Source organism: Sphingopyxis sp. CR5, assembly GCF_059693785.1.
On sequence record NZ_JCATIE010000002.1, the window covers coordinates 105074 to 124119 of the forward strand.

The window sequence follows — 19046 nt, forward strand, 5'->3', positions numbered from 1 at the left end:
CCCGTCCATGGGCACGCCGTCAGACACGCACCAACGCTTCGGCGGCGATCATCCGCGCTTCGGCTTCCAGCCCGACGTCGCGCAGCGCGCGAACGATATGATAGAGATGATAGGGCGGGATCTTCGACCAGTCGCCCTGCATCCCGGTTGCCGCGAGCAACGCGACCATACCCGGCTCGCGGCGGTCTGCGGCGGCCTCGATAGCCTGCGTCCAACGCGTCTGCTTGCCGAGATCGACCCCCAGGTCCTGCGCCGCCGAAGAGGCCGCGCCTGCATCGATCCGCCCAAGGCCGGCCAGCCCCGCAAGAAGCAGCTTGGAACGGAGCTGGTCCGCGCTGTCGTCGCTGCCGGCAAATTCGCCGATCCGTCCCGCGCTGGTGCCGTTGAGCGGCCTCGGCAACGCAACCGCGAGCACACCCCAGGCGTGGCTTCCGACATCCACCTGTGGGACCCAGTTCATCGCGTTGCGATCGTAACCGCCGGCGAGCATCGAGCCGATAAGTTGCCAGGGATCGTCGCCGACCGCTGTCCCCGTCGGCAGTGCCGCGGCGGCACGGGCCGTGGCGATCAGCGCCGCATAGCGATGCAACCCATCGCCCTCTGCATTCCACATCGACTGCATCGCCGCATAGCGATCGGCGGCCGCCGATGCCGCAAAGGCGTCGCGGAGCGTGTCGGCGCGTGCCGCCAGCGGTGCAGCGGGTTCGGCTTCGCTCGACGCCGCGCTGAGCAACGAGACATACGCCTCGCTCGACAGCACGCCTCGCGCCGCTGCGTCGGGGGCGGCCGCAACGCGGTCGGCCATGTCGGTCATCGGAGCGAGCACCGTCCAGCCGCGCATATAGAAGGGCTCGGAGGCCCGAAGCTTTTCCGGGATGCCGATGGAGGTCGCGGTCGCCATGCCGAAGCGCCAGCTGGTCAGCCGCTCGATATTATCCCATTCGATCGTCGTCGATCGACGCCCTGCGCCCGTGGCACCAAGAACGCGCTCCGCCAGCAAAATGTCGAAATTCGGGATCTTGCCGCTCGACCGGACACGCCCGATAGCCCAGCCGGCCGGACCGGCGTCGCCCGACAGTCCGGAACAGATCGCGGCGGCCAGGCGCCAGCTGTGCTGATCGCCATGTGCCAGGCCCGCCGGGACATAGGGGCACAAGCCGGCGGGATCCGCCGTTGCAAGATAGGTCTGCTGGGCCACCGAGACCAGCCGTTTGCTTGCCCGGTCATAATCGACCGACTGCACGAGCCACCGCGCGCCGATCGATTCGCCCATCCGCAGCAACAGGGCCGCGCGATCGGCGGCCAGGTCGGCGCCGTTGATCGTCTTCGGCGTATCGATCGCCGACAGGAGCGCGCGACGAAGCAGGATCTGCGCCCAGCGCGACGCGAGCCGGCCGTCGGTGTTGCGCATGATGGCCGCGGCATATTGGCCGCGCGCCCCGAACGCATCGGGAGCCATGCCGCCGGTTTCGGGAGTCAGCGGACCGATCCGCGTGAGCAGGCGGCGTGCGCCCGGCGGCAGGTCGTATTTGAGGCGGCTCGAAAGTGCGCCGTCCTCTTCCGCCGCCTCGCCATCGTCGGTGTCGGCGGCGTCGGCGGGTGCGCCGAGCGTCGGCGCAACCGTCGGCACAGCCGGTCCGCCCGGCCTGGATGCCGCTGGCGTCGGGGTCGGGGCGGCAGAAGGGGCCGGCGCCGGAGCGGGGGCCGGTGCCGGTGCCGGTGCCGGTGCCTCCGGCGGGTTCCCGAACCCCTCGGGGAGCAGCGATTCCTGCGCAACCACGGGCAAGATAAGCGCCGCGGCGAGCGTGCTGCCCGACAGGGCAAGCGTCAGCGCGAGCGACCTGGCCCTCATTGGGGTGCCCCTGCGGCAATCGTGTCGGTCACATCCACCTCAATCATCGTCGGCTCGATCGGCCGGCCCAGAAACAATAGCAACAGCCCGAAGGCGACAAGCAGCAAGGCCGCCACGATCAGTCGCCCGACCCAGCGGCCTTTCCCCGATCTGTCTTGATTGCGCAATATCCCGGCGACCCCTGGTTACATCGTCGCGCCGAAAACCATTGTCCCGCGCGCTTCGGGCGGTATAGCCGCGCGCATCATGCGGCGAAACCCGAAAAGCCCGGCCCCGGCCATCGATCCCGCGATCCGTTCGCGGCCGATCGTGCTCGTCGGCCTGATGGGTGCAGGCAAGTCGACGATCGGGCGGCGGCTGGCACAGCGCCTCGGCATGGCTTTCGCGGATGCCGACGACGAGATCGAACGCGCTGCCGGCATGACGATTTCGGATATTTTCGCAAAGTTTGGCGAGGCGCATTTCCGCGATGGCGAACGCCGGGTTATCGCGCGGCTGCTGGCCGGGAAGCCGCTGGTCCTGGCGACCGGCGGCGGCGCCTTCATCAATGACGAGACCCGCGCGCTGATCCTGCAGGACAGCCTGTGCATCTGGCTCGATGCCGACATTCCGACGCTCGTCGAACGCGTCGGACGCCGCAGCCACCGTCCGTTGCTCAAGGATCGCGACCCGGGCGCTGTCCTGCGCGAGCTCGCGGCCGTGCGCAATCCCATCTACGCCGAGGCGCATCTGCGCGTCGGTTCGGCGAGCAACCCGCACGAGCAAACGGTGCGCGCGATACTGGAGGCTCTGGCACAATGGGAAGATCCGACATGGAAAAGCTGACGGTCGAGCTGGGGGAGCGCAGCTACCCCATAGTGATCGGTGACGAGCTGCTCGCGGACATCGGCGCGCATGTTGCGCCGCTGCTCGGACGCCCGCGCACGATGATCGTCACCGATACGCATGTCGCCGACCCCTATCTCTCCCGCGTCGGCGCTTCGCTCGCCGCAGAGGGGATTTCCTTCTCCTCGCTTGTCCTCCCCGCCGGCGAGAGCACGAAGAGCTGGGACGGGCTCGCGCGCCTGACCGAGTGGCTGATCGGCGAAGGCGTCGAACGCGGCGATCATGTGATCGCGCTGGGCGGCGGCGTGATCGGCGATCTCGTGGGCTTCGCATGCAGCATCGTCAAACGCGGCTGTTCGTTCGTGCAGGTGCCCACCACGCTGCTCGCGCAGGTCGACAGCAGCGTGGGCGGCAAGACCGCGATCAACGTCGCGGCGGGCAAGAATCTGATCGGCGCCTTTCACCAGCCGGCGCTGGTCGTGATCGATCCGACGACGCTTGCGACCCTGCCGCGCCGCGAACTCGCCGCCGGCTATGCCGAAGTGGTCAAATATGGCTTGATCGACGACGCCGATTTCTTTGCCTGGTGCGAAACGAACGGCGGCGCCCTGCTCGCGGGCGACAGCGGCGCACGGCACAAGGCGATCGCGCACAGCGTTTCGGCAAAGGCGCGGATCGTCGCCGCCGACGAACGCGAAACCCAGGACGTCCGCGCGCTCCTGAATCTCGGCCACAGCTTCGGCCACGCCCTCGAAGCGGAAACCGGCTATTCGGATCGCCTGCTCCACGGCGAAGCGGTTGCCGCTGGGATGGTTCTGGCGCACCGGTTTTCGGCAGACCGCGGCCTTTGCTCGCCAGAGGATGCGATGCGCGTACGCGACCATCTTGCCAGTGTCGGCCTGCCGCACAGCCTGACGAGCGCGGGGGTCAACTCGGGCGGCGCGGCGCTGGCGGCGCATATGGCGCACGACAAGAAGGTACGCGGCGGCAAGCTGCCGTTGATCCTGACCCGCGGCATTGGGCGCAGCTTCGTGACCGAAGACTATGGCCTCGACATGGTGGCCGATTTTCTGGACGGCGCGGCGTCAACCGGCTGACGACGGCCGCGGGTCCGCGGCCTGCATCGTTTCCTCTTCGTCGCGCGCCAGCTTCGCGGCCTGCCGCCGCTGGCGCAGCGTTTCGAGCACGCTCGCCGATTCGCGGCCGCCGCCGGGCTTGAAGCGATGGTCGCGGCCCGCCGACAGGTCGCCCTCGTCCATCTGCGCCGCAAGCCGCGTCTCGTCGAGCTGGCGCAGCGCGGTTTCGACATCCTCGATCTCGCGCGGGTCGATTTCCAGCTGTTCCAGCGCCATCAGGCCAAGCGCGACCGAACTTTCGAACACCTCGCGGATCGCACCGCTCGTCCCCGCCCCGTCGATCGCCATCAATTGCCGGCGGTCGAACACCCGCATCAGCACCTTCGCCTGTGGGAAGGCCTCGATGATCGGAGCAAGCGTATCGGCGTCGACCGAGGCATCGTCGATGCAATAGATGATCAGTCGCGCCTCGTCGGCGCCCGCCCGTCGCAACAGGTCGATGCGCAGACCGTCGCCATAATAGACCTTGGTGTCGAAGCGGCCCGACAACTCGATCTGGCTCGGCTTCTTGTCGATCAGCGTCACCGAACAATCCACCGCGTGCAGCATCTGCGACACGATCTGCCCAAAGCGGCCATAGCCGATCACCAGCGCCGATCCGCGCGGCGCTTCGTCGGGGCCTTCCAGCTCGGGACCGTCGCGGTCGGGAGCAAACTCCAGATTGCGCGCGAAAAGCATCAGGAACGGGGTCGAAACCATCGACAGCGTGACGACGGCGCTGAACAGGCTTGCCGCCTGCGGCGCAATCAGCAACGCCTGCTGCGCCTGGGTGAAAAGCAGGAAACCGAACTCGCCGCCCTGGCTGAGCAGAAGCGCAAGGCCGAGGGCGGTCTTCCAGGATTTTCCGAACGCCCGCACGAGCAGGGTCAGCACGACGACTTTGACCACGACGAGCCCCGCGGCAAGGCCAAGGACGCGGAGCGGGTCGGCAAGCACGACATTGACGTCCAGCACCATGCCGACCGCGAGGAAAAAGAGACCGAGCAGGATCAGGCGGAATGGTTCGACATCGGCCTCTATCTCGTGCCGATAGGGCGAATCGGCGAGCATCACGCCCGCGATGAAGGCCCCGAGCGCGGTCGAGAGATGCAGGCTGTGCATCAGCGCGGCGCTCGCCAGCACCACGAGCAGGCCGACGACCACGAACAATTCGCGCTCGCCATAGCGGCCGATGACGGTAAGCAGCGGATTGACGACAAAACGTCCCGCGAGCACCAGTCCGACAATCGCAAGCACCGTATAGAGAGCGAGCATCCCGCCCGGCGGGGTCGACGGGTCGGCGGGCGCGCGCGACAGCGCCGCGACGATCGTGATCATCGGTACGATTGCAAGATCCTGGAACAGCAGGATCGAAAAGGCCTTTTCCCCGAAGGGCGAGTTGATCCGCCCCGAACTTTTGAGGCTTGGCAACACCTGCGCCGTCGATGACAGCGCGAGCGGGAGGCCGAGAACGAGCGCGGCCTGCCAGCTGAACCCCTGCGTAAGCAGGATCAGCGCGGTGAGCACGAGCCCGGTGATGACCACCTGCGCGAGCCCGAGACCGAAGATGGCCTTGCGCAGATCCCACAGGCGCCGCGGATGCAATTCGAGCCCGACGAGGAAAAGCAGAAAGGCGATGCCGATCTCCGCGATCGCGAGCTTGGATTCGCCGCCGCCGACCAGCCCGAGCCCGTGCGGGCCGACGAGCGCACCGGCGATCAGGTAGCCAAGCACCGCGCCAAGCCCGAGCCGGCGAAAGATCATCACGAACAGCGTCGCGACGCCGAGAAGGATCGCCCCTTCGAACAGCAGGGTATCGGTCGGCGTTTCGGCCGCACGTTCGGTGACCGCAGCGGCAAGGATCAAGCCGCTCATGCGCCCGCTTCCCTGCTTTCGAGCGCGGCGACCGCGGCATCGAAGGGCAGCAGGATCGCGCCATGACGCGCCGGATAGTCGCGGGCGGCGGCGAGTAGATCGAATCCCGGCCAGTCGGGCGGATCGTCCCCGCCCGCGAACCAGCCGGCGATCGCGTCGCGCGTCGCGCGCAAGTCGTCGGCGCTGCGACCGGCGGCGTGGCGGGCCAGGAGCGCCGCCGAAGCCTGTCCGAGCGCGCAGGCTTCGACATGCAGGCCGACGGCCGAGACGAGCCCGTCGGCGCCCGCATCGACGTCGACAATGATCCGGCTGCCGCAAAGCGGCGCGCGCAGCGAAGCGCGGCGTGCGTTTTCGATCAGCGGAAAGTCAGCCGTTGCGACCGCCAGCGACAATATGTCGCGATTATAGAGCGCCGCGCTCATCGCGCCGTACCTGCTTCGGCGGCCGCTGCCTCAGTTTCGCGCGCGTCCTCGCGGCGTTCGGCGATCACCTTGCTCAGCGCCGCGCTGGTGGCATTCAGCGCCGGATAGGTGCGGCTGCCCGTCATCCACGCCGGGCGCGCGCTATTGCCATAGCCGATGTCATAAAGAAGGGTGATTCCCATGAACAGCACGGTGGCGAGCGCCAGCCCCTTGACCGCGCCGAACCCCGCCCCGAGACCGCGGTCGAAGCCACCGACGATCGAGGCGCGGCTGCGCTGTCCCATGGCCCGCGATCCCCATTTCGCGATCGCGAACACGCCACCGAACAACAGCACGAAAGCCAGCATCGCGGCGCCGCCCGGCGCACTGATATAATCGGCGATCAGACCGGTCAGCGTCGCGTGAAAGAAGCGCACGGCAAGAATGGCGAGCAGCCACGCGAGGAGCGAGGTCACCTCCTGCACCAGCCCCCGCGAAAAGCCCAGGATCGTGCCGCCGCCCACGAGCAGCAACACGACAATATCCATGGCCGTCAGACTTCCCATAGTGCCGCGATCAAACCAGAGTTCATACAATAATCCGTTCGTGCCGAGCCTGTCGAAGCACCGTCCTTTTCTCCCCGCAAGGAAAAGAACAGCCCTTCGACAAGCTCAGGGCGAACGGAAAAAGATGGCGCTGGCCGGTCTAGTCACGGCCCAGCATCAGGTCAACGAGTTCGCCGAGCCGGCCGAAACCGGTCACATCGATCCCGTTCACACCCTTCATCGCCTTCGGACCCCATCCCCTTGAAAAGCCGAGCTTTGCCGACTCGCGCAAGCGTAGCGCGTCGTGCGCGACGGGGCGCACCTCGCCCGACAGCGACAATTCCCCAAAGACGATGGCATCGGACGGCACCGGCCGCTCGCTGAACGCGGAGATCAGCGCCGCGGCGACCGCGAGGTCGGCGGCTGGATCGGTGAGGCGATAGCCGCCCGCGATGTTGAGATAGACTTCGGCCGCACCCATCTGGAGCCCGCAGCGCGCTTCGAGCACCGCGAGCACCATCGCGAGGCGTCCGCTGTCCCAACCGACGACCGCGCGGCGCGGCGTCGCGCCGCTCGCCAGCCGCACGGTCAGCGCCTGCACCTCGACAAGCACCGGGCGCGTCCCTTCGAGCGCCGGAAAGACCACCGATCCCGGGACGTCGCGGCTGCGGTCAGTCAGGAACAGGCTCGACGGGTTCGACACCTCGCCCAACCCTTCCTCGCCCATCGCGAATACGCCGATCTCGTCGGTTCCGCCAAAGCGGTTCTTCACCGCGCGCAGGATGCGATACTGGTGGCTGCGCTCGCCCTCGAAGGCGAGCACGGTGTCGACCATATGTTCGAGCACGCGCGGTCCCGCGATCGTTCCGTCCTTCGTGACATGCCCGACGAGCACGATCGCGGCGCCGCTGTCCTTGGCATAGCGGATCAGTTCCTGCGCGCTCGCGCGGACCTGGCTCACCGTGCCCGGCGCGCTGTCGATCACATCGCTGTGCATCGTCTGGATCGAATCGATCACGACGAAATCGGCGCCCCGCCCATCGAGCGTCGCGAGGATGTCGCGCACCGAGGTCGCACTCGCGAGCGCGACCGGCGCCTCGCCGAGCCCCAGCCGCTGCGCGCGCAGACGCACCTGCGCTGCCGCTTCCTCGCCGCTGATATAGACGACCGACCTGCCCGCCTTCGCAAGCCGCCCCGCGGCCTGCAACAACAGCGTCGACTTGCCGATCCCCGGATCGCCGCCGATCAGCGTAGCCGATCCCGCGACGAAACCGCCCCCCAGCGCGCGGTCGAACTCGGCGATACCGCACAGCATCCGCGCGGGCATCGGGCTGTCGGCATCGAGCGTTTCGAGCGCCAGCGTCCGCCCGCCGCGACTGAGGTCATGCTTCGCCGAAAACGCCGTTTCGGGGACGTCCTCGATCAGCGTGTTCCATTCGCCGCAATCGGCGCACTGCCCCTGCCAGCGATAGCTCACGCCCCCGCAATTCTGGCAGACATATTGACGTTTCGCTTTGGCCATGCGGATCGCTTAACCGGAACAAATATGGAACGCCAGCAATTTCCCACCCTCGCAATGGCGCCGAAAGGGCAGTAGGGGGTATCGCAATCCCGAATCACCGTCCGCAAAGGAAAGCGCACCCATGAAATTCTTCGCCGACACCGCCGAGATCGACGCCATTCAGGAGCTCGCCGCCACCGGGCTGCTCGACGGTGTCACCACCAACCCGTCGCTGATCGCCAAGTCCGGCCGCGACTTCAAGGAAGTGACGAAGGAAATCTGCGCGCTCGTCGACGGTCCGGTGTCGGCCGAAGTCGTCGCGCTCGACCATGAAACGATGATGAAGGAGGCCGAGATCCTCCGCAAGATCGCCGACAATGTCTGCATCAAGGTTCCGCTGACGATCGACGGTCTGAAGACCTGCAAGGCCCTGACCGGCGACGGCACGATGGTCAATGTCACCTTGTGCTTTTCGGCGAACCAGGCGCTTCTCGCGGCGAAGGCCGGCGCGACCTTTGTCTCCCCCTTTGTCGGCCGCCACGATGACAATGGCTTCGACGGCATGGGCCTGATCGCCGACATCCGCCTGATCTACGACAATTATGACTTCGCGACGGAGATCCTCGTAGCGAGCGTTCGTCACGGCATCCATGTCCTCGAAGCCGCGAAGATCGGCGCCGACGTGATGACCGCGCCGCCGGCGGTCATCAAGGGGCTGTTCAAGCATGTCCTGACCGAAAAGGGCATCGAAGGCTTTCTGGCGGATTGGGCGAAGACCGGCCAGTCGATCTGATTTTACGAAACCTGCAACAATGGTGAATCCCCGCGCAGGCGGGGACCCATCTCCTGCCGGTTTCAAATAGCACCGGCCGGTGAGAGGCTCCCGCCTTCGCGGCAGCGCACAGCTTATGTGCGCGGCCGCCCTTTCCAGTTGACGTAAACGTCAACCTCCCGCGATACTCGCCCGAAAGGGAGAGATTCGCGATGACCGACACCACCATCCTCACCGAACGCCGCGGCCATATCCTGATCCTCACGATCAACCGGCCAGAGGCGCGCAATGCGGTCAACGCCGCGGTTCATGTCGGCATCGGCACCGCGCTCGAAGTGGCGGAAGACGACCCCGAAATCCGCGCCGTCATCATAACCGGCGCGGGCGACAAGAGCTTTTGCGCGGGCGCCGACCTGGTCGCCCTCTCGCGCGGCGAAAGTCTTGCGCCCGACAATGCCGAGCAACAGGCGTGGGGCTTCGCGGGCATGGTGGCGCACCCGATCTCGAAGCCGATCATCGCCGCGGTCAATGGTTTCGCCTTTGGCGGCGGGTGCGAGATTGCCCTGATGAGCGACCTGATCGTCGCGGCGGATCATGCGCAATTCGGGCTGCCCGAGGTCAAGGTCGGCCTCTTCGCCGCGGCGGGCGGCGCATTCCGCCTCGCGCAGCAGATGCCGCGCAAGCTCGCGATGGAGCATATGCTGACCGGCGACCCGATCCCCGCCGCGCGCGCCGCGCAGTTCGGCCTCGTCAACCGCGTCGTCCCGCTCGCCGATCTGATGCCCACCGCGATCGCGCTCGCCGACAAGATCGCCGCCAATGCTCCGCTCTCGGTACAGGCGTCGAAGCGCGTCGCGCTCGGCATTCAGGACGGCCGCATCGCCGCCGATGCGCCCTATTGGGAGCATAATACGATCGAACGTGCTGCCCTGATGCGCAGCGAGGATGCCCGCGAAGGACCGCGCGCCTTCGCCGAAAAGCGCAAGCCCGAGTGGAAGGCGCGCTGATGATGGCGACGACCGATCCCGAGCGCATTCCCGTCATCGTCGGCGTCGGGCAGGTCAACGACCGCCCCGACGATCCCGGCCAGGGCCTCGACTCGCTCGGCCTGATGGTCGCGGCACTCGAGCGCGCGGCGGCGGACGCCGGAGTGCCGCTCGCCGAGATAGACAGCCTCGCGATCGTCGACCAGATAAGCTTTTACAGTCTTGGCAAGCTTTGCGACCCACTCGCCGCCGCGATCGGCGCGAACCCGACGGTCAATTATCAGTCGGCGGCGCCGCACGGCGACACCCCGGTCCGCCTCCTCAACGAAACCGCAAACCGTATCGGCGCGGGTGAGGTCAAACTCGCCGCGATCGTCGGCGCCGAGGCGCTGCGCACCGCGGCGGGCCGCGCCGCGAAGGCTGCGAGCGGCGAGGACAAAAGCTATAATGCCATCCGCAAGGTCGCGACGCGGCGCGAGCCCGACTATGCGCAGCGGCATGGCCTCTCCGCGCCGGTCGACGTCTACCCGCTCTATGAAAATGCCACCCGCGCGGCCTGGGGCCAAAGCCTCGCCGAAGCCCAGGCCGAAAGCGCCGAAATCTGGTCGCGCTTCTCGCAAGTCGCCGCCGGCAACGAGGGCGCATGGATCCGGAAAGCCGCCTCCCCCGCCGACATTCTGCGCGTCAACGAGCGCAACCGGCCTATCGCCTTTCCTTACTCCAAGCTGATGGTCGCCAACTCGTCGGTCAATCAAGGTGCGGGCTTCCTCGTCGCCAGCCTTGCCGAAGCGCGACGGCGCGGGATTGCGGAGGATCGCCTGATCTATGTCGGCATGGGGGCCGCGGCGAAGGAGCCCGCCAGCATCCTCGCCCGCGACCGTTACGACGGCAGCGTCAGCATGGAAACATCGATCGCCCGGACGCTCGCGCTGAACGGGATGACCGCGGAGGATTTCGATTGCGTCGAACTCTACAGCTGCTTCCCGTGCGTACCCAAGATGGCGCGCCGCGTGCTCGGCTGGCCGGCCGACTGGCCCGCGACCGTGTTCGGCGGCCTGACCTTCGGCGGCGGCCCGATCGCCAATTATATGAGCCACGCGATCGTTTCGATGACCGAGCGCCTGCGCCGCGAAGGGCGCTATGGCTTCCTGTTCGCCAACGGCGGCTTCGCGACCGACAATCACTGCATCGTGCTGGGCAAGGGGCCGATCGCAGCGGCGCAGTTTCCTCAGGATTTCGACTATCAAGCCGAAGCCGAAGCAAAGCGCGGCGGAGTACCCGAGCTGGTCCAGGATTATGCCGGCCCGGCGACGATCGAAAGCTATACGATCTTCTATGCCCGCGACGGCGCCCCGAAAGCCGGCGTCGTGGTCGCACGCACCCCTGCGGGCCAGCGCACGCTCGCGCATGTCGACGTAAACGACGCGGCGATGCTGGCGTTTCTGACAGATGGAACGCGGGAACCGGTCGGGACGGCCGGGCAAATGGTCGCGCTTGCAGAGGGGTACGGGTGGCGGGCCGCCCAGACCTCTATGGATCCTGACCCTAATTCCCGCTCTGGATTTCGAAACTGACTCCCTGCGCCAGCGGCAGCGCATCCGAATAATTCACCGTGTTGGTCGCGCGGCGCATATAGGATTTCCAGCTGTCGGACCCCGACTCGCGTCCGCCGCCGGTTTCCTTCTCGCCGCCGAATGCCCCACCGATCTCGGCGCCCGACGTGCCCAGGTTGACGTTGGCGATGCCGCAGTCGCTCGCCGCGAGGAAACGCTCGGCCTCGCGCATGTCGGTGGTGAAGATCGCCGACGACAGCCCTGCCGCCACATCGTTGTGCAGCCGGATCGCGGCATCCAGGTCGTCATAACGCATGACATAGAGGATCGGCGCAAAGGTCTCCTCGCGCACGGGTCCTACCTGACCGGGCATCTCGACGAGTGCGGGGCGCACATAATAGCATTCGCCTTCCCCGACGCGATCGCCCCCATGAACGACCCCGCCGGCGCGTTCGGCTGCTGCAAGCGCCACCCGCATCGCTTCATAGGCCGCCCCATCGATCAGCGGCCCGACCAGCACGTCCTTCTCTAGCGGGTTACCGACCGGGACGCTGGCATACGCCGCTTTCAGCCTGGCCACGAATTCGTCGTAGATGCTGTCGTGCAGGAACAGGCGCCGCGTCGTGGTACAGCGCTGTCCGGCGGTCCCGATAGCCCCGAATGCCACCCCGTGCAGCGCGAGGTCGAGGTCGGCCGACGGCGCGACGATCACGCCGTTGTTCCCGCCGAGTTCCAGGATGGCGCGTGCAAAGCGGCCCGCGAGCCGGGGTGCCACCGATCGGCCCATACGCGTCGATCCGGTCGCCGATACCAGCGCCACCCGCGCATCGTCGACCAGTGCCTCGCCGACCTCGCGCCCGCCGACCAGCAGCTGCGACAGCCCCGCCGGCGCGTCGGCGTACCGCGCGAGCGCGCGCTCGAAAATCGCTTGCGTCGCGAGCGCGGTCAGCGGCGTCTTTTCCGATGGTTTCCAAACGATGCTGTTGCCGCAAACGAGCGCGAGTGCCGCGTTCCATGCCCACACGGCGACGGGGAAGTTGAAGGCGGAAATCACGCCGACGACCCCGAGCGGATGCCAGACCTCCATCATCCGATGTCCGGCGCGCTCGGTCGCGATCGTCAGGCCGTACAGCTGGCGCGACAGGCCGACGGCGAAGTCGCAGATGTCGATCATCTCCTGCACCTCGCCCGCGCCTTCGGACGGAATTTTGCCTGCCTCGATCGTGACGAGCTTCGCCAGATCGTCCTTTGCGGCACGGAGTTCCTCGCCGAACAACCGGACGAGTTCGCCGCGATGCGGAGCCGGCACCTGCCGCCACGCGCGAAACGCTGCCGTCGCGGTGTCGAGCACCACGTCGATCGTCGCAGCGTCGGCGATGCGGACCAGGCCGATGCGTTCGCCGCTCAACGGCGTAACCGCCGGCATCGACCCGTCGCTCCACAGCTTGCGGTCGATACCCAGCCCGTCGAGCAGCCGTCCCACCTCTTTGCCGATCGCGGTCATCGCCTATCCTTTCCTATCTGGCGCGCTGCCCTTGAAACTTGCGGGCCGCGGAGTATCGCAGGGAAGACGAGATTGAAACCGAAAGCGGGAGAAGCTGACGTGTCCGACCTACCCCCCTCCGAACCGCTGGTCCCCGTTCCCGCCGATGCCGCAGCGAACACGCATTGCAGCGCGGCCGATTACGACCGCCTCTATGCGCAAAGCATCGCCGATCCCGACGGCTTCTGGGCCGATCAGGCGAAGCGCATCGACTGGATCGTGCCGCCCACGAAGATCGCCAACTGGTCCTACGACCCGGTGAGCATCAAATGGTATGAGGACGGCGTCCTGAACCTGTGCCACAATGCGCTCGACCGCCATGTCGCGGCGGGGCATGGCGAACGCACGGCGATCATCTTCGAACCCGACGCCCCCGACGGCGAAACGCGTCATATCAGCTATGCCGCGCTGCTCGCCGACACGATCCGCATGGCGAACACTCTCAAAAAGCTGGGCGTCAAAAAGGGCGATCGTGTCACCATCTATATGCCGATGGTGCCCGAAGGGGCGGTCGCGATGCTCGCCTGCGCGCGTATCGGGGCGATCCACAGCGTCATCTTCGGCGGCTTTTCGCCCGAGGCGATCCACGGCCGAATCGAGGATTGCGCGAGCGACTGGGTGATCTGCGCCGACGAAGGGCTGCGCGGCGGCAAAACGATTCCCCTGAAGGCCAATGTCGACAAGGCGCTCGAAAAGGTCGCGGTGAAGGGCGTGCTCGTCATCGCACACACCGGCGGCGACGTCGCGATGAAGGAAGGGCGCGATCATTGGTATGACGCGCTCTCCGCCGACGTCGACGCCGATTGCCCGTGCGAGCCGATGAACGCCGAAGACCCGCTGTTCATCCTCTACACCTCGGGCTCGACCGGCAAGCCGAAGGGCGTGCTGCACACGGTCGGCGGTTATTCGGTGTGGACCGCGATGACCTTTTGGTACGGGTTCGACTATCGTCCCGGCGAAGTCTTTTGGTGCACCGCCGACATCGGCTGGGTCACGGGTCACAGCTATGTCGTCTATGGCCCGCTGCAGAACGGCGCGACCAGCGTGATGTTCGAGGGTATTCCCAACTATCCCGACCACGACCGCTTCTGGCGGGTCGTCGACAAGCACCAGGTCAACATCCTCTACACCGCACCCACGGCGATCCGCGCGCTGATGCGCGAGGGCGACGATTATGTGACGCGGCACGACCTGTCGTCGATCCGTCTGCTCGGCAGCGTCGGCGAGCCTATCAACCCGGAGGCGTGGCGCTGGTATCACGACGTCGTCGGCAAGGGCCGCGTCCCCGTGATCGATACCTGGTGGCAGACCGAAACCGGCGGCATCATGATCACCACCCTGCCCGGCGCGCACGCGATGCAGCCGGGCAGCGCCGGGCGTCCCTTCTTTGGCATCCGTCCGCAGCTCGTCGATGCGGAGGGCGGTGTGCTCGTCGACGAACAGACCGGCGGCGCGGCCGAGGGCAATCTGTGCATCACGCACAGCTGGCCGGGGCAGATGCGATCGGTCTATGGCGACCATGATCGTTTCGTTCAGACCTATTTTTCGACCTACAAGGGCAAATATTTCACCGGCGATGGCTGTCGCCGCGACGCCGACGGCTATTGGCGCATCACCGGCCGCGTCGACGACGTGATCAACGTGTCGGGCCATCGCATGGGCACGGCCGAAGTCGAAAGCGCACTGGTGCTTCACGACAAGGTGGCCGAAGCGGCGGTGGTCGGCTATCCGCACGACATCAAGGGCCAGGGCATCTACGCCTATGTCACGGTCAACGCCGGGATCGACCCCAACGACGACCTGCTCGCCGAACTGCGGCAACAGGTGCGCAGCGAAATTGGCCCGATCGCCACCCCCGACCATATCCACTTCACCCCCGCGCTTCCCAAGACGCGCTCGGGCAAGATCATGCGCCGCATCCTGCGCAAGATCGCAGAGAATGACTTCGGGTCGCTCGGCGACACCTCGACGCTCGCCGACCCCAGCCTGGTCGACGGGCTGATCGAGGGACGGAAGAATCGGTAATCATCTCCCCTCCCGCAAGCGGGAGGGGAACCGCTAAAAATGAAAATCCGGCAGTTCGGCCAGCGCGATCCCCAGCGCTTCGGCCCAGCCCTCCGACACACGACGGAAATAAGGGTCGTCGCGCTCGAAGCGACGCTCGCGCACCGTCGTGAAATCGTCGCGCTCGTGGATTTTGAGGTCGATCGGCAGGTCGACTCCCGCGTTCGCGCGGATCGTCGAATCGAACGACACACAGAGCAGCTTCACCGCATCCTCGAACGACATGGCGGGATCATAGCTGCGCACGATGATCGGGCGGCCATATTTGGTTTCGCCGATCTGGAAAAAGGGGTTGTCCTCTCCCGCCTCGATGAAATTGCCCTCGGGATAGATCAGGAACAGCCGTGGCTCGGAGCCCTTGATTTGCCCCCCGACGATCAGCGACGCGCGAAAGATCGACTCGGCGACCGGTCCCTCGTCATTGTGCCGCATGACGATACCGCGCAGCACTTCGCCGATCGTCGTCGCGACCTGGAACATCGAAGGGCATTCGAGGATCGAGGGGTGGCGCTCTTCGGGCGCCTTCGTACGCTCGTCGAGCAGGCTGACCACGGCTTGCGTCGTGGCCAGATTACCCGCCGACATCAAGGTGATGACCCGCTCGCCGGGCACGTGCCAGCTGCGCATCTTGCGAACCTGCGAAATATCATCGACGCCCGCGTTGGTGCGGGTGTCCGACATGAACACCAGCCCCTTGTTAAGCCGCATACCAACGCAATAAGTCATCGAATCGCTGTTCGCCCCCGCAAATCCGCCCGTCCGGTCCCGATTATTGCTGGACCTGCAATTGGACAACCAGATTTTCTTGCGCCGCACCATAGCGCATGCCGCGAACCGGGGCGGCATCGCGATAGTCGAGCCCCGTCGCGACGCGGATATAGCGCGCGTCGGGCGAGTGGCCATTGCTCACGTCGAAGCCGATCCAGCCGATATGGTCGAAATAGGCCTCCGCCCAGGCGTGGGTCGCATCCTGCTCGGTGCGGTCGTCCATGCGCAGATACCCCGACACGTAGCGCGCCGGATAGCCTAGGTGGCGCATCGCCGCGATGAAGATATGCGCGTGGTCCTGGCATACGCCGCCTTCGCCTGCCAAAGCCTGTTCGGCGCTCGTCTCGGCATCGGTCACACCGACCTTGTATGCGAGTCTTTCGAGGATCAGCGCCGACAGCGCGTGCGCCTGTTCGATATCCGATTCGAAGTCGCGCCCCAGTGACGCGGTCAGCGACCGGACATGGCGTCCTGCCCGCGTCAATGCCGTCGGACGCAGGAATATCCACAGCGGCATCGCGCCGCGATGCGCGCCGATCACGCCATCGGTGGTGTGCAGCTCGACCTCGCCGCGGCACCGGATAACCAGTTCCCGGACGCCGGTGTCGAGCGCAATCAGGTCGACTCCATTGCCGTGATGGTCGGTATAATGTAGCTGCTTCGTCCCGCCCTCGACCTCGATCGTCCAGTCGTGGACGCTCTGCTGGCCGGGGCGTTCCTTGGGCATCAGCCGGACCTGTTGCAGCGCATAGCCCACCGGCGCGTCATATTGATAATGGGTGATATGTTCGACAGACAGGCGCATCGTCACTCCACGAACCGGTAATCGCGCTCGATCTGCTGCGCGAGCGCGGCATTTGCCGACAGGAAGCCGCGCAGATATTCGTGCAGCCCGCCATCGAAGATCGTCTGGATCGGCGCCGACAGTTTGTCGCGGCAGATGGCGATCGCCATCCGCCCCGCCTCGGTCTCTTCGCCATATCCGCGCTGGAGCCAGCCGAGATTGTCCTGCATCTTGTCGCAGCAGAAGGCCAGGCTGCGCGGCATCTGGCCATAGAGGATCAGGAACTCGGCGATCTTGAGCGCGCTGATTTCGGCGCCGTAGAGCCAGCGATAGGCGCGGTGCGCTGAAACCGAGCGCAGGATCGTCTCCCACTGCACATTGTCGATCGAGCTTCCGATATGCGCGACCGAAGGCAGCAGCAGATAATATTTGACGTCCAGGATGCGCGCCGTGTTGTCGGCGCGTTCCAGGAAGGTGCCGAGCCGCGCGAAGTTATAGCCGTCGTTGCGCAGCATCGTGCCCGCCAATGCGCCGCGGACCTGGGCAACCTGCTGCCGGATCGCCGCGAGAACGTCGGGCAGGTCGTCCTCGCGCACCTGCCGCTTGAGCAGGCCGGTTATCGTCATCCAGCTGATATTCACCGCTTCCCACACTTCGCGGGTCAGCGCGGTGCGCGCGGTCCGGGCATTGTCACGCGCCTGTTTCGAAAGCGACACGATACTCGACGGATTGGCCGAATCCCGCAAAAGAAAATCCACGACGCGGGCCGAGCTATACTCGTCGTGCGCGGCCATGAATGCGTGATCGACCCCTGCCGTTTCGAGAATCGATTTCCATTCGGACGGCGCGGTCTGCCACCGGGTCAGGGCGATACGGAATCCGGCGTCGATCAAGCGCGCATTATTCTCGCTGCGCTCAAGGTAGCGCGCCATCCAGAACAGGGCTCCTGCGGTCTTCCCGAGCATCAGTCCTCCAGCACCCAGGTGTCTTTGGTCCCGCCGCCCTGGCTCGAATTGACGACCAGCGACCCACGTTTCATTGCGACGCGCGTCAGCCCGCCGGGCGTGATCGTCAGTCCCCGGGGCGACATCAGGACAAAGGGTCGCAGGTCGACGTGCCGCGGCGCGAGGCCCTGCCGCGTGAAGATCGGCACGGTCGACAGCGACAAGGTAGGCTGGGCGATATAATTGCCCGGATTCGCCTCCAGCTTCTTGCGGAAAGCGGAAATTTCCCGCTTGCTCGCCGCCGGCCCCACCAGCATGCCATAGCCGCCCGACCCGTGGACCTCCTTGACCACCAGTTCGGGCAGTCGATCGAGCACCTCGCGCAGATGCTCCTCGTCGGAGCAGCGCCAGGTCGGCACATTGGGCAACAGCGCCTTTTCACCGGTATAGAATTCGATGATGTCGGGCATATAGCTATAGAGTGCCTTGTCGTCGGCGATCCCCGTCCCCGGCGCATTGGCGATCGTGATCCCGCCGGCGCGATACACGTCCCAGATGCCCGGTACGCCAAGCAGCGAATCCGGACGGAAATTAAGGGGGTCGAGGAAATCGTCGTCGACGCGGCGATACAGGACATCGATCGCTCGATAGCCCTGCGTCGTGCGCATCGCGATCCGCCCGTCCACGACGCGCAGGTCGTGCCCCTCGACCAGTTCGGCGCCCATCTGGTCGGCCAGGAAACTGTGTTCGAAATAGGCGCTGTTGTGAATGCCGGGGGTCAGCACCGCGACCGTGGGAGTTCCCTGGCACAGAGGCGGGGCACAGGCCGACAGCGACTTCAAAAGGTTGATCGGATAATCGCTGACCTCGCGCACCGCGACCTTCGCGAAGAGTTCGGGAAACATCTGGAGCATCGTTTCGCGATTTTCGAGCATGTACGACACGCCCGACGGTGTGCGCGCATTGTCTTCCAGCACATAGAATTCATCAGGCCCGGTGCGGACGATGTCGATGCCGCTGATGTGGGTGTAGATTCCGCCGGGCGGGTCCATTCCCATCATCATCGGCAGGAAGGCGTCGTTACGCGCGATCAGGTCGGTCGGGACGCGGCCCGCGCGCAATATCTCCTGCCGATGGTAGATGTCGTGCAGAAAGGCGTTGAGAGCGCGCACGCGCTGTTCGATCCCGCGCGACAGACGCCGCCATTCGCTCGCCGCGATGATCCGCGGCACGACGTCGAAGGGAATCAGCCGCTCATCGGCATCGGCCTGGCCATAGACGTTGAAAGTGATACCGATCGTGCGGAAAAAGGCCTCGGCCTGCTGCGCCTTGCGGTGAATACGCTGCGCATCCTCGCCATCGAACCAATCGAAATATTCGCGATATGGCGGGCGTATGCCGCCTCCGTCGCTCGTCATTTCGTCGAAGAAGCTGATACTCCGACCCTTTCCACGCAGCACATATTTTCTGCCGCACAACGGGTGCGGCACTCAGGTCCCTGCTGCTGCGTGCCTGTCG

General features: G+C 65.9%; 17 protein-coding genes. 6 read left to right on the forward strand and 11 right to left on the reverse strand.

What is annotated here, in order from left to right:
• Positions 1-19: 19 nt before the first annotated feature.
• Both AC58D2_RS03390 and AC58D2_RS03395 read right to left on the reverse strand, forming a co-directional pair.
• The gene (locus tag AC58D2_RS03390; RefSeq protein WP_497387328.1) at positions 20-1852 is read right to left on the reverse strand and encodes a hypothetical protein; all 1833 of its coding nucleotides are present in this window, start codon (positions 1850-1852) and stop codon (positions 20-22) included.
• Entirely contained in the window at positions 1849-2019 is a 171-nt protein-coding gene (locus AC58D2_RS03395; RefSeq protein WP_497387330.1) for a hypothetical protein, read from the reverse strand. Before AC58D2_RS03395 ends, AC58D2_RS03390 begins: the two co-directional genes overlap by 4 nt.
• A 79-nt stretch (positions 2020-2098) precedes the next feature.
• On the opposite strand from AC58D2_RS03395, the gene AC58D2_RS03400 reads away from it, so the two are divergent.
• A complete protein-coding gene (locus AC58D2_RS03400; RefSeq protein WP_497387332.1) occupies positions 2099-2677 on the forward strand; it encodes a shikimate kinase in 579 nt (192 codons plus the stop codon).
• The gene (gene aroB / locus AC58D2_RS03405) at positions 2665-3774 is read left to right on the forward strand and encodes a 3-dehydroquinate synthase (RefSeq protein ID WP_497387334.1); all 1110 of its coding nucleotides are present in this window, start codon (positions 2665-2667) and stop codon (positions 3772-3774) included. The genes AC58D2_RS03400 and aroB overlap by 13 nt, the downstream gene beginning before the upstream one ends.
• On the opposite strand, the gene AC58D2_RS03410 is transcribed toward aroB, so the two are convergent.
• The 4 genes from AC58D2_RS03410 to radA all read right to left on the reverse strand — a co-directional run bounded on the left by AC58D2_RS03410 (position 3763) and on the right by radA (position 8135).
• The gene (locus tag AC58D2_RS03410; RefSeq protein WP_497387336.1) at positions 3763-5667 is read right to left on the reverse strand and encodes a cation:proton antiporter domain-containing protein; all 1905 of its coding nucleotides are present in this window, start codon (positions 5665-5667) and stop codon (positions 3763-3765) included. The genes aroB and AC58D2_RS03410 overlap by 12 nt on opposite strands.
• On the reverse strand, positions 5664-6089 hold the full coding sequence (locus AC58D2_RS03415) for an iron-sulfur cluster assembly scaffold protein (protein ID WP_497387338.1): 426 nt from the start codon (positions 6087-6089) through the stop codon (positions 5664-5666). Before AC58D2_RS03415 ends, AC58D2_RS03410 begins: the two co-directional genes overlap by 4 nt.
• Positions 6086-6634, reverse strand: coding sequence for a CvpA family protein (locus AC58D2_RS03420; RefSeq protein WP_497387340.1), 549 nt, complete (start codon positions 6632-6634; stop codon positions 6086-6088). The genes AC58D2_RS03415 and AC58D2_RS03420 overlap by 4 nt, the downstream gene beginning before the upstream one ends.
• Positions 6635-6773: 139 nt before the next feature.
• Positions 6774-8135 (reverse strand): DNA repair protein RadA, encoded by a 1362-nt coding sequence (gene radA, locus AC58D2_RS03425; RefSeq protein ID WP_497387342.1) that lies wholly within the window; start codon positions 8133-8135, stop codon positions 6774-6776.
• 121 nt (positions 8136-8256) lie between these two features.
• On the opposite strand from radA, the gene fsa reads away from it, so the two are divergent.
• From fsa to AC58D2_RS03440, 3 genes are all read left to right on the forward strand, one after another.
• Positions 8257-8907, forward strand: a complete 651-nt coding sequence (gene fsa / locus AC58D2_RS03430) for a fructose-6-phosphate aldolase (protein ID WP_497387344.1) — start codon at positions 8257-8259, stop codon at positions 8905-8907.
• A 191-nt stretch (positions 8908-9098) separates the two neighbouring features.
• The gene (locus AC58D2_RS03435) at positions 9099-9893 is read left to right on the forward strand and encodes an enoyl-CoA hydratase-related protein (RefSeq protein ID WP_497387346.1); all 795 of its coding nucleotides are present in this window, start codon (positions 9099-9101) and stop codon (positions 9891-9893) included.
• A gap of 2 nt (positions 9894-9895) precedes the next feature.
• Entirely contained in the window at positions 9896-11446 is a 1551-nt protein-coding gene (locus AC58D2_RS03440; protein WP_497387874.1) for an acetyl-CoA acetyltransferase, read from the forward strand.
• Here AC58D2_RS03440 and amaB read toward each other — a convergent pair.
• A complete protein-coding gene (gene amaB / locus AC58D2_RS03445; protein WP_497387348.1) occupies positions 11418-12929 on the reverse strand; it encodes an L-piperidine-6-carboxylate dehydrogenase in 1512 nt (503 codons plus the stop codon). The genes AC58D2_RS03440 and amaB overlap by 29 nt on opposite strands.
• Positions 12930-13028: 99 nt before the next feature.
• On the opposite strand from amaB, the gene acs reads away from it, so the two are divergent.
• Positions 13029-14993 (forward strand): acetate--CoA ligase, encoded by a 1965-nt coding sequence (gene acs / locus AC58D2_RS03450; RefSeq protein WP_497387350.1) that lies wholly within the window; start codon positions 13029-13031, stop codon positions 14991-14993.
• A 33-nt stretch (positions 14994-15026) separates the two neighbouring features.
• Here acs and AC58D2_RS03455 read toward each other — a convergent pair whose 3' ends face one another.
• The 4 genes from AC58D2_RS03455 to AC58D2_RS03470 are packed head-to-tail and all read right to left on the reverse strand — an operon-like array spanning position 15027 to position 18946.
• Complete coding sequence (locus AC58D2_RS03455) at positions 15027-15758, reverse strand: proteasome-type protease (RefSeq protein WP_497387352.1); 732 nt, start codon at positions 15756-15758, stop codon at positions 15027-15029.
• 43 nt (positions 15759-15801) lie between these two features.
• Positions 15802-16605, reverse strand: a complete 804-nt coding sequence (locus AC58D2_RS03460; protein ID WP_497387354.1) for a transglutaminase family protein — start codon at positions 16603-16605, stop codon at positions 15802-15804.
• Between the two features lie 2 nt (positions 16606-16607).
• Positions 16608-17549 (reverse strand): alpha-E domain-containing protein, encoded by a 942-nt coding sequence (locus AC58D2_RS03465; protein WP_497387356.1) that lies wholly within the window; start codon positions 17547-17549, stop codon positions 16608-16610.
• Positions 17549-18946, reverse strand: a complete 1398-nt coding sequence (locus tag AC58D2_RS03470) for a circularly permuted type 2 ATP-grasp protein (protein ID WP_497387358.1) — start codon at positions 18944-18946, stop codon at positions 17549-17551. Before AC58D2_RS03470 ends, AC58D2_RS03465 begins: the two co-directional genes overlap by 1 nt.
• Between the last annotated feature and the right edge of the window lie 100 nt (positions 18947-19046).

What these genes read in the sequence shown, in the direction of transcription:
- AC58D2_RS03465 (WP_497387356.1), bottom strand. Translation starts at nt 17,549, where the DNA reads ATGCTCGGGAAGACCGCAGGAGCCCTGTTCTGGATGGCGCGCTACCTT.
- AC58D2_RS03440 (WP_497387874.1), top strand. Translation starts at nt 9,896, where the DNA reads ATGGCGACGACCGATCCCGAGCGCATTCCCGTCATCGTCGGCGTCGGG.
- AC58D2_RS03410 (WP_497387336.1), bottom strand. Translation starts at nt 5,667, where the DNA reads ATGAGCGGCTTGATCCTTGCCGCTGCGGTCACCGAACGTGCGGCCGAA.
- fsa (WP_497387344.1), top strand. Translation starts at nt 8,257, where the DNA reads ATGAAATTCTTCGCCGACACCGCCGAGATCGACGCCATTCAGGAGCTC.
- AC58D2_RS03420 (WP_497387340.1), bottom strand. Translation starts at nt 6,634, where the DNA reads ATGGGAAGTCTGACGGCCATGGATATTGTCGTGTTGCTGCTCGTGGGC.
- aroB (WP_497387334.1), top strand. Translation starts at nt 2,665, where the DNA reads ATGGAAAAGCTGACGGTCGAGCTGGGGGAGCGCAGCTACCCCATAGTG.
- AC58D2_RS03400 (WP_497387332.1), top strand. Translation starts at nt 2,099, where the DNA reads ATGCGGCGAAACCCGAAAAGCCCGGCCCCGGCCATCGATCCCGCGATC.
- amaB (WP_497387348.1), bottom strand. Translation starts at nt 12,929, where the DNA reads ATGACCGCGATCGGCAAAGAGGTGGGACGGCTGCTCGACGGGCTGGGT.
- AC58D2_RS03390 (WP_497387328.1), bottom strand. Translation starts at nt 1,852, where the DNA reads ATGAGGGCCAGGTCGCTCGCGCTGACGCTTGCCCTGTCGGGCAGCACG.
- AC58D2_RS03435 (WP_497387346.1), top strand. Translation starts at nt 9,099, where the DNA reads ATGACCGACACCACCATCCTCACCGAACGCCGCGGCCATATCCTGATC.
- AC58D2_RS03470 (WP_497387358.1), bottom strand. Translation starts at nt 18,946, where the DNA reads ATGACGAGCGACGGAGGCGGCATACGCCCGCCATATCGCGAATATTTC.
- AC58D2_RS03415 (WP_497387338.1), bottom strand. Translation starts at nt 6,089, where the DNA reads ATGAGCGCGGCGCTCTATAATCGCGACATATTGTCGCTGGCGGTCGCA.
- radA (WP_497387342.1), bottom strand. Translation starts at nt 8,135, where the DNA reads ATGGCCAAAGCGAAACGTCAATATGTCTGCCAGAATTGCGGGGGCGTG.
- AC58D2_RS03460 (WP_497387354.1), bottom strand. Translation starts at nt 16,605, where the DNA reads ATGCGCCTGTCTGTCGAACATATCACCCATTATCAATATGACGCGCCG.
- AC58D2_RS03455 (WP_497387352.1), bottom strand. Translation starts at nt 15,758, where the DNA reads ATGACTTATTGCGTTGGTATGCGGCTTAACAAGGGGCTGGTGTTCATG.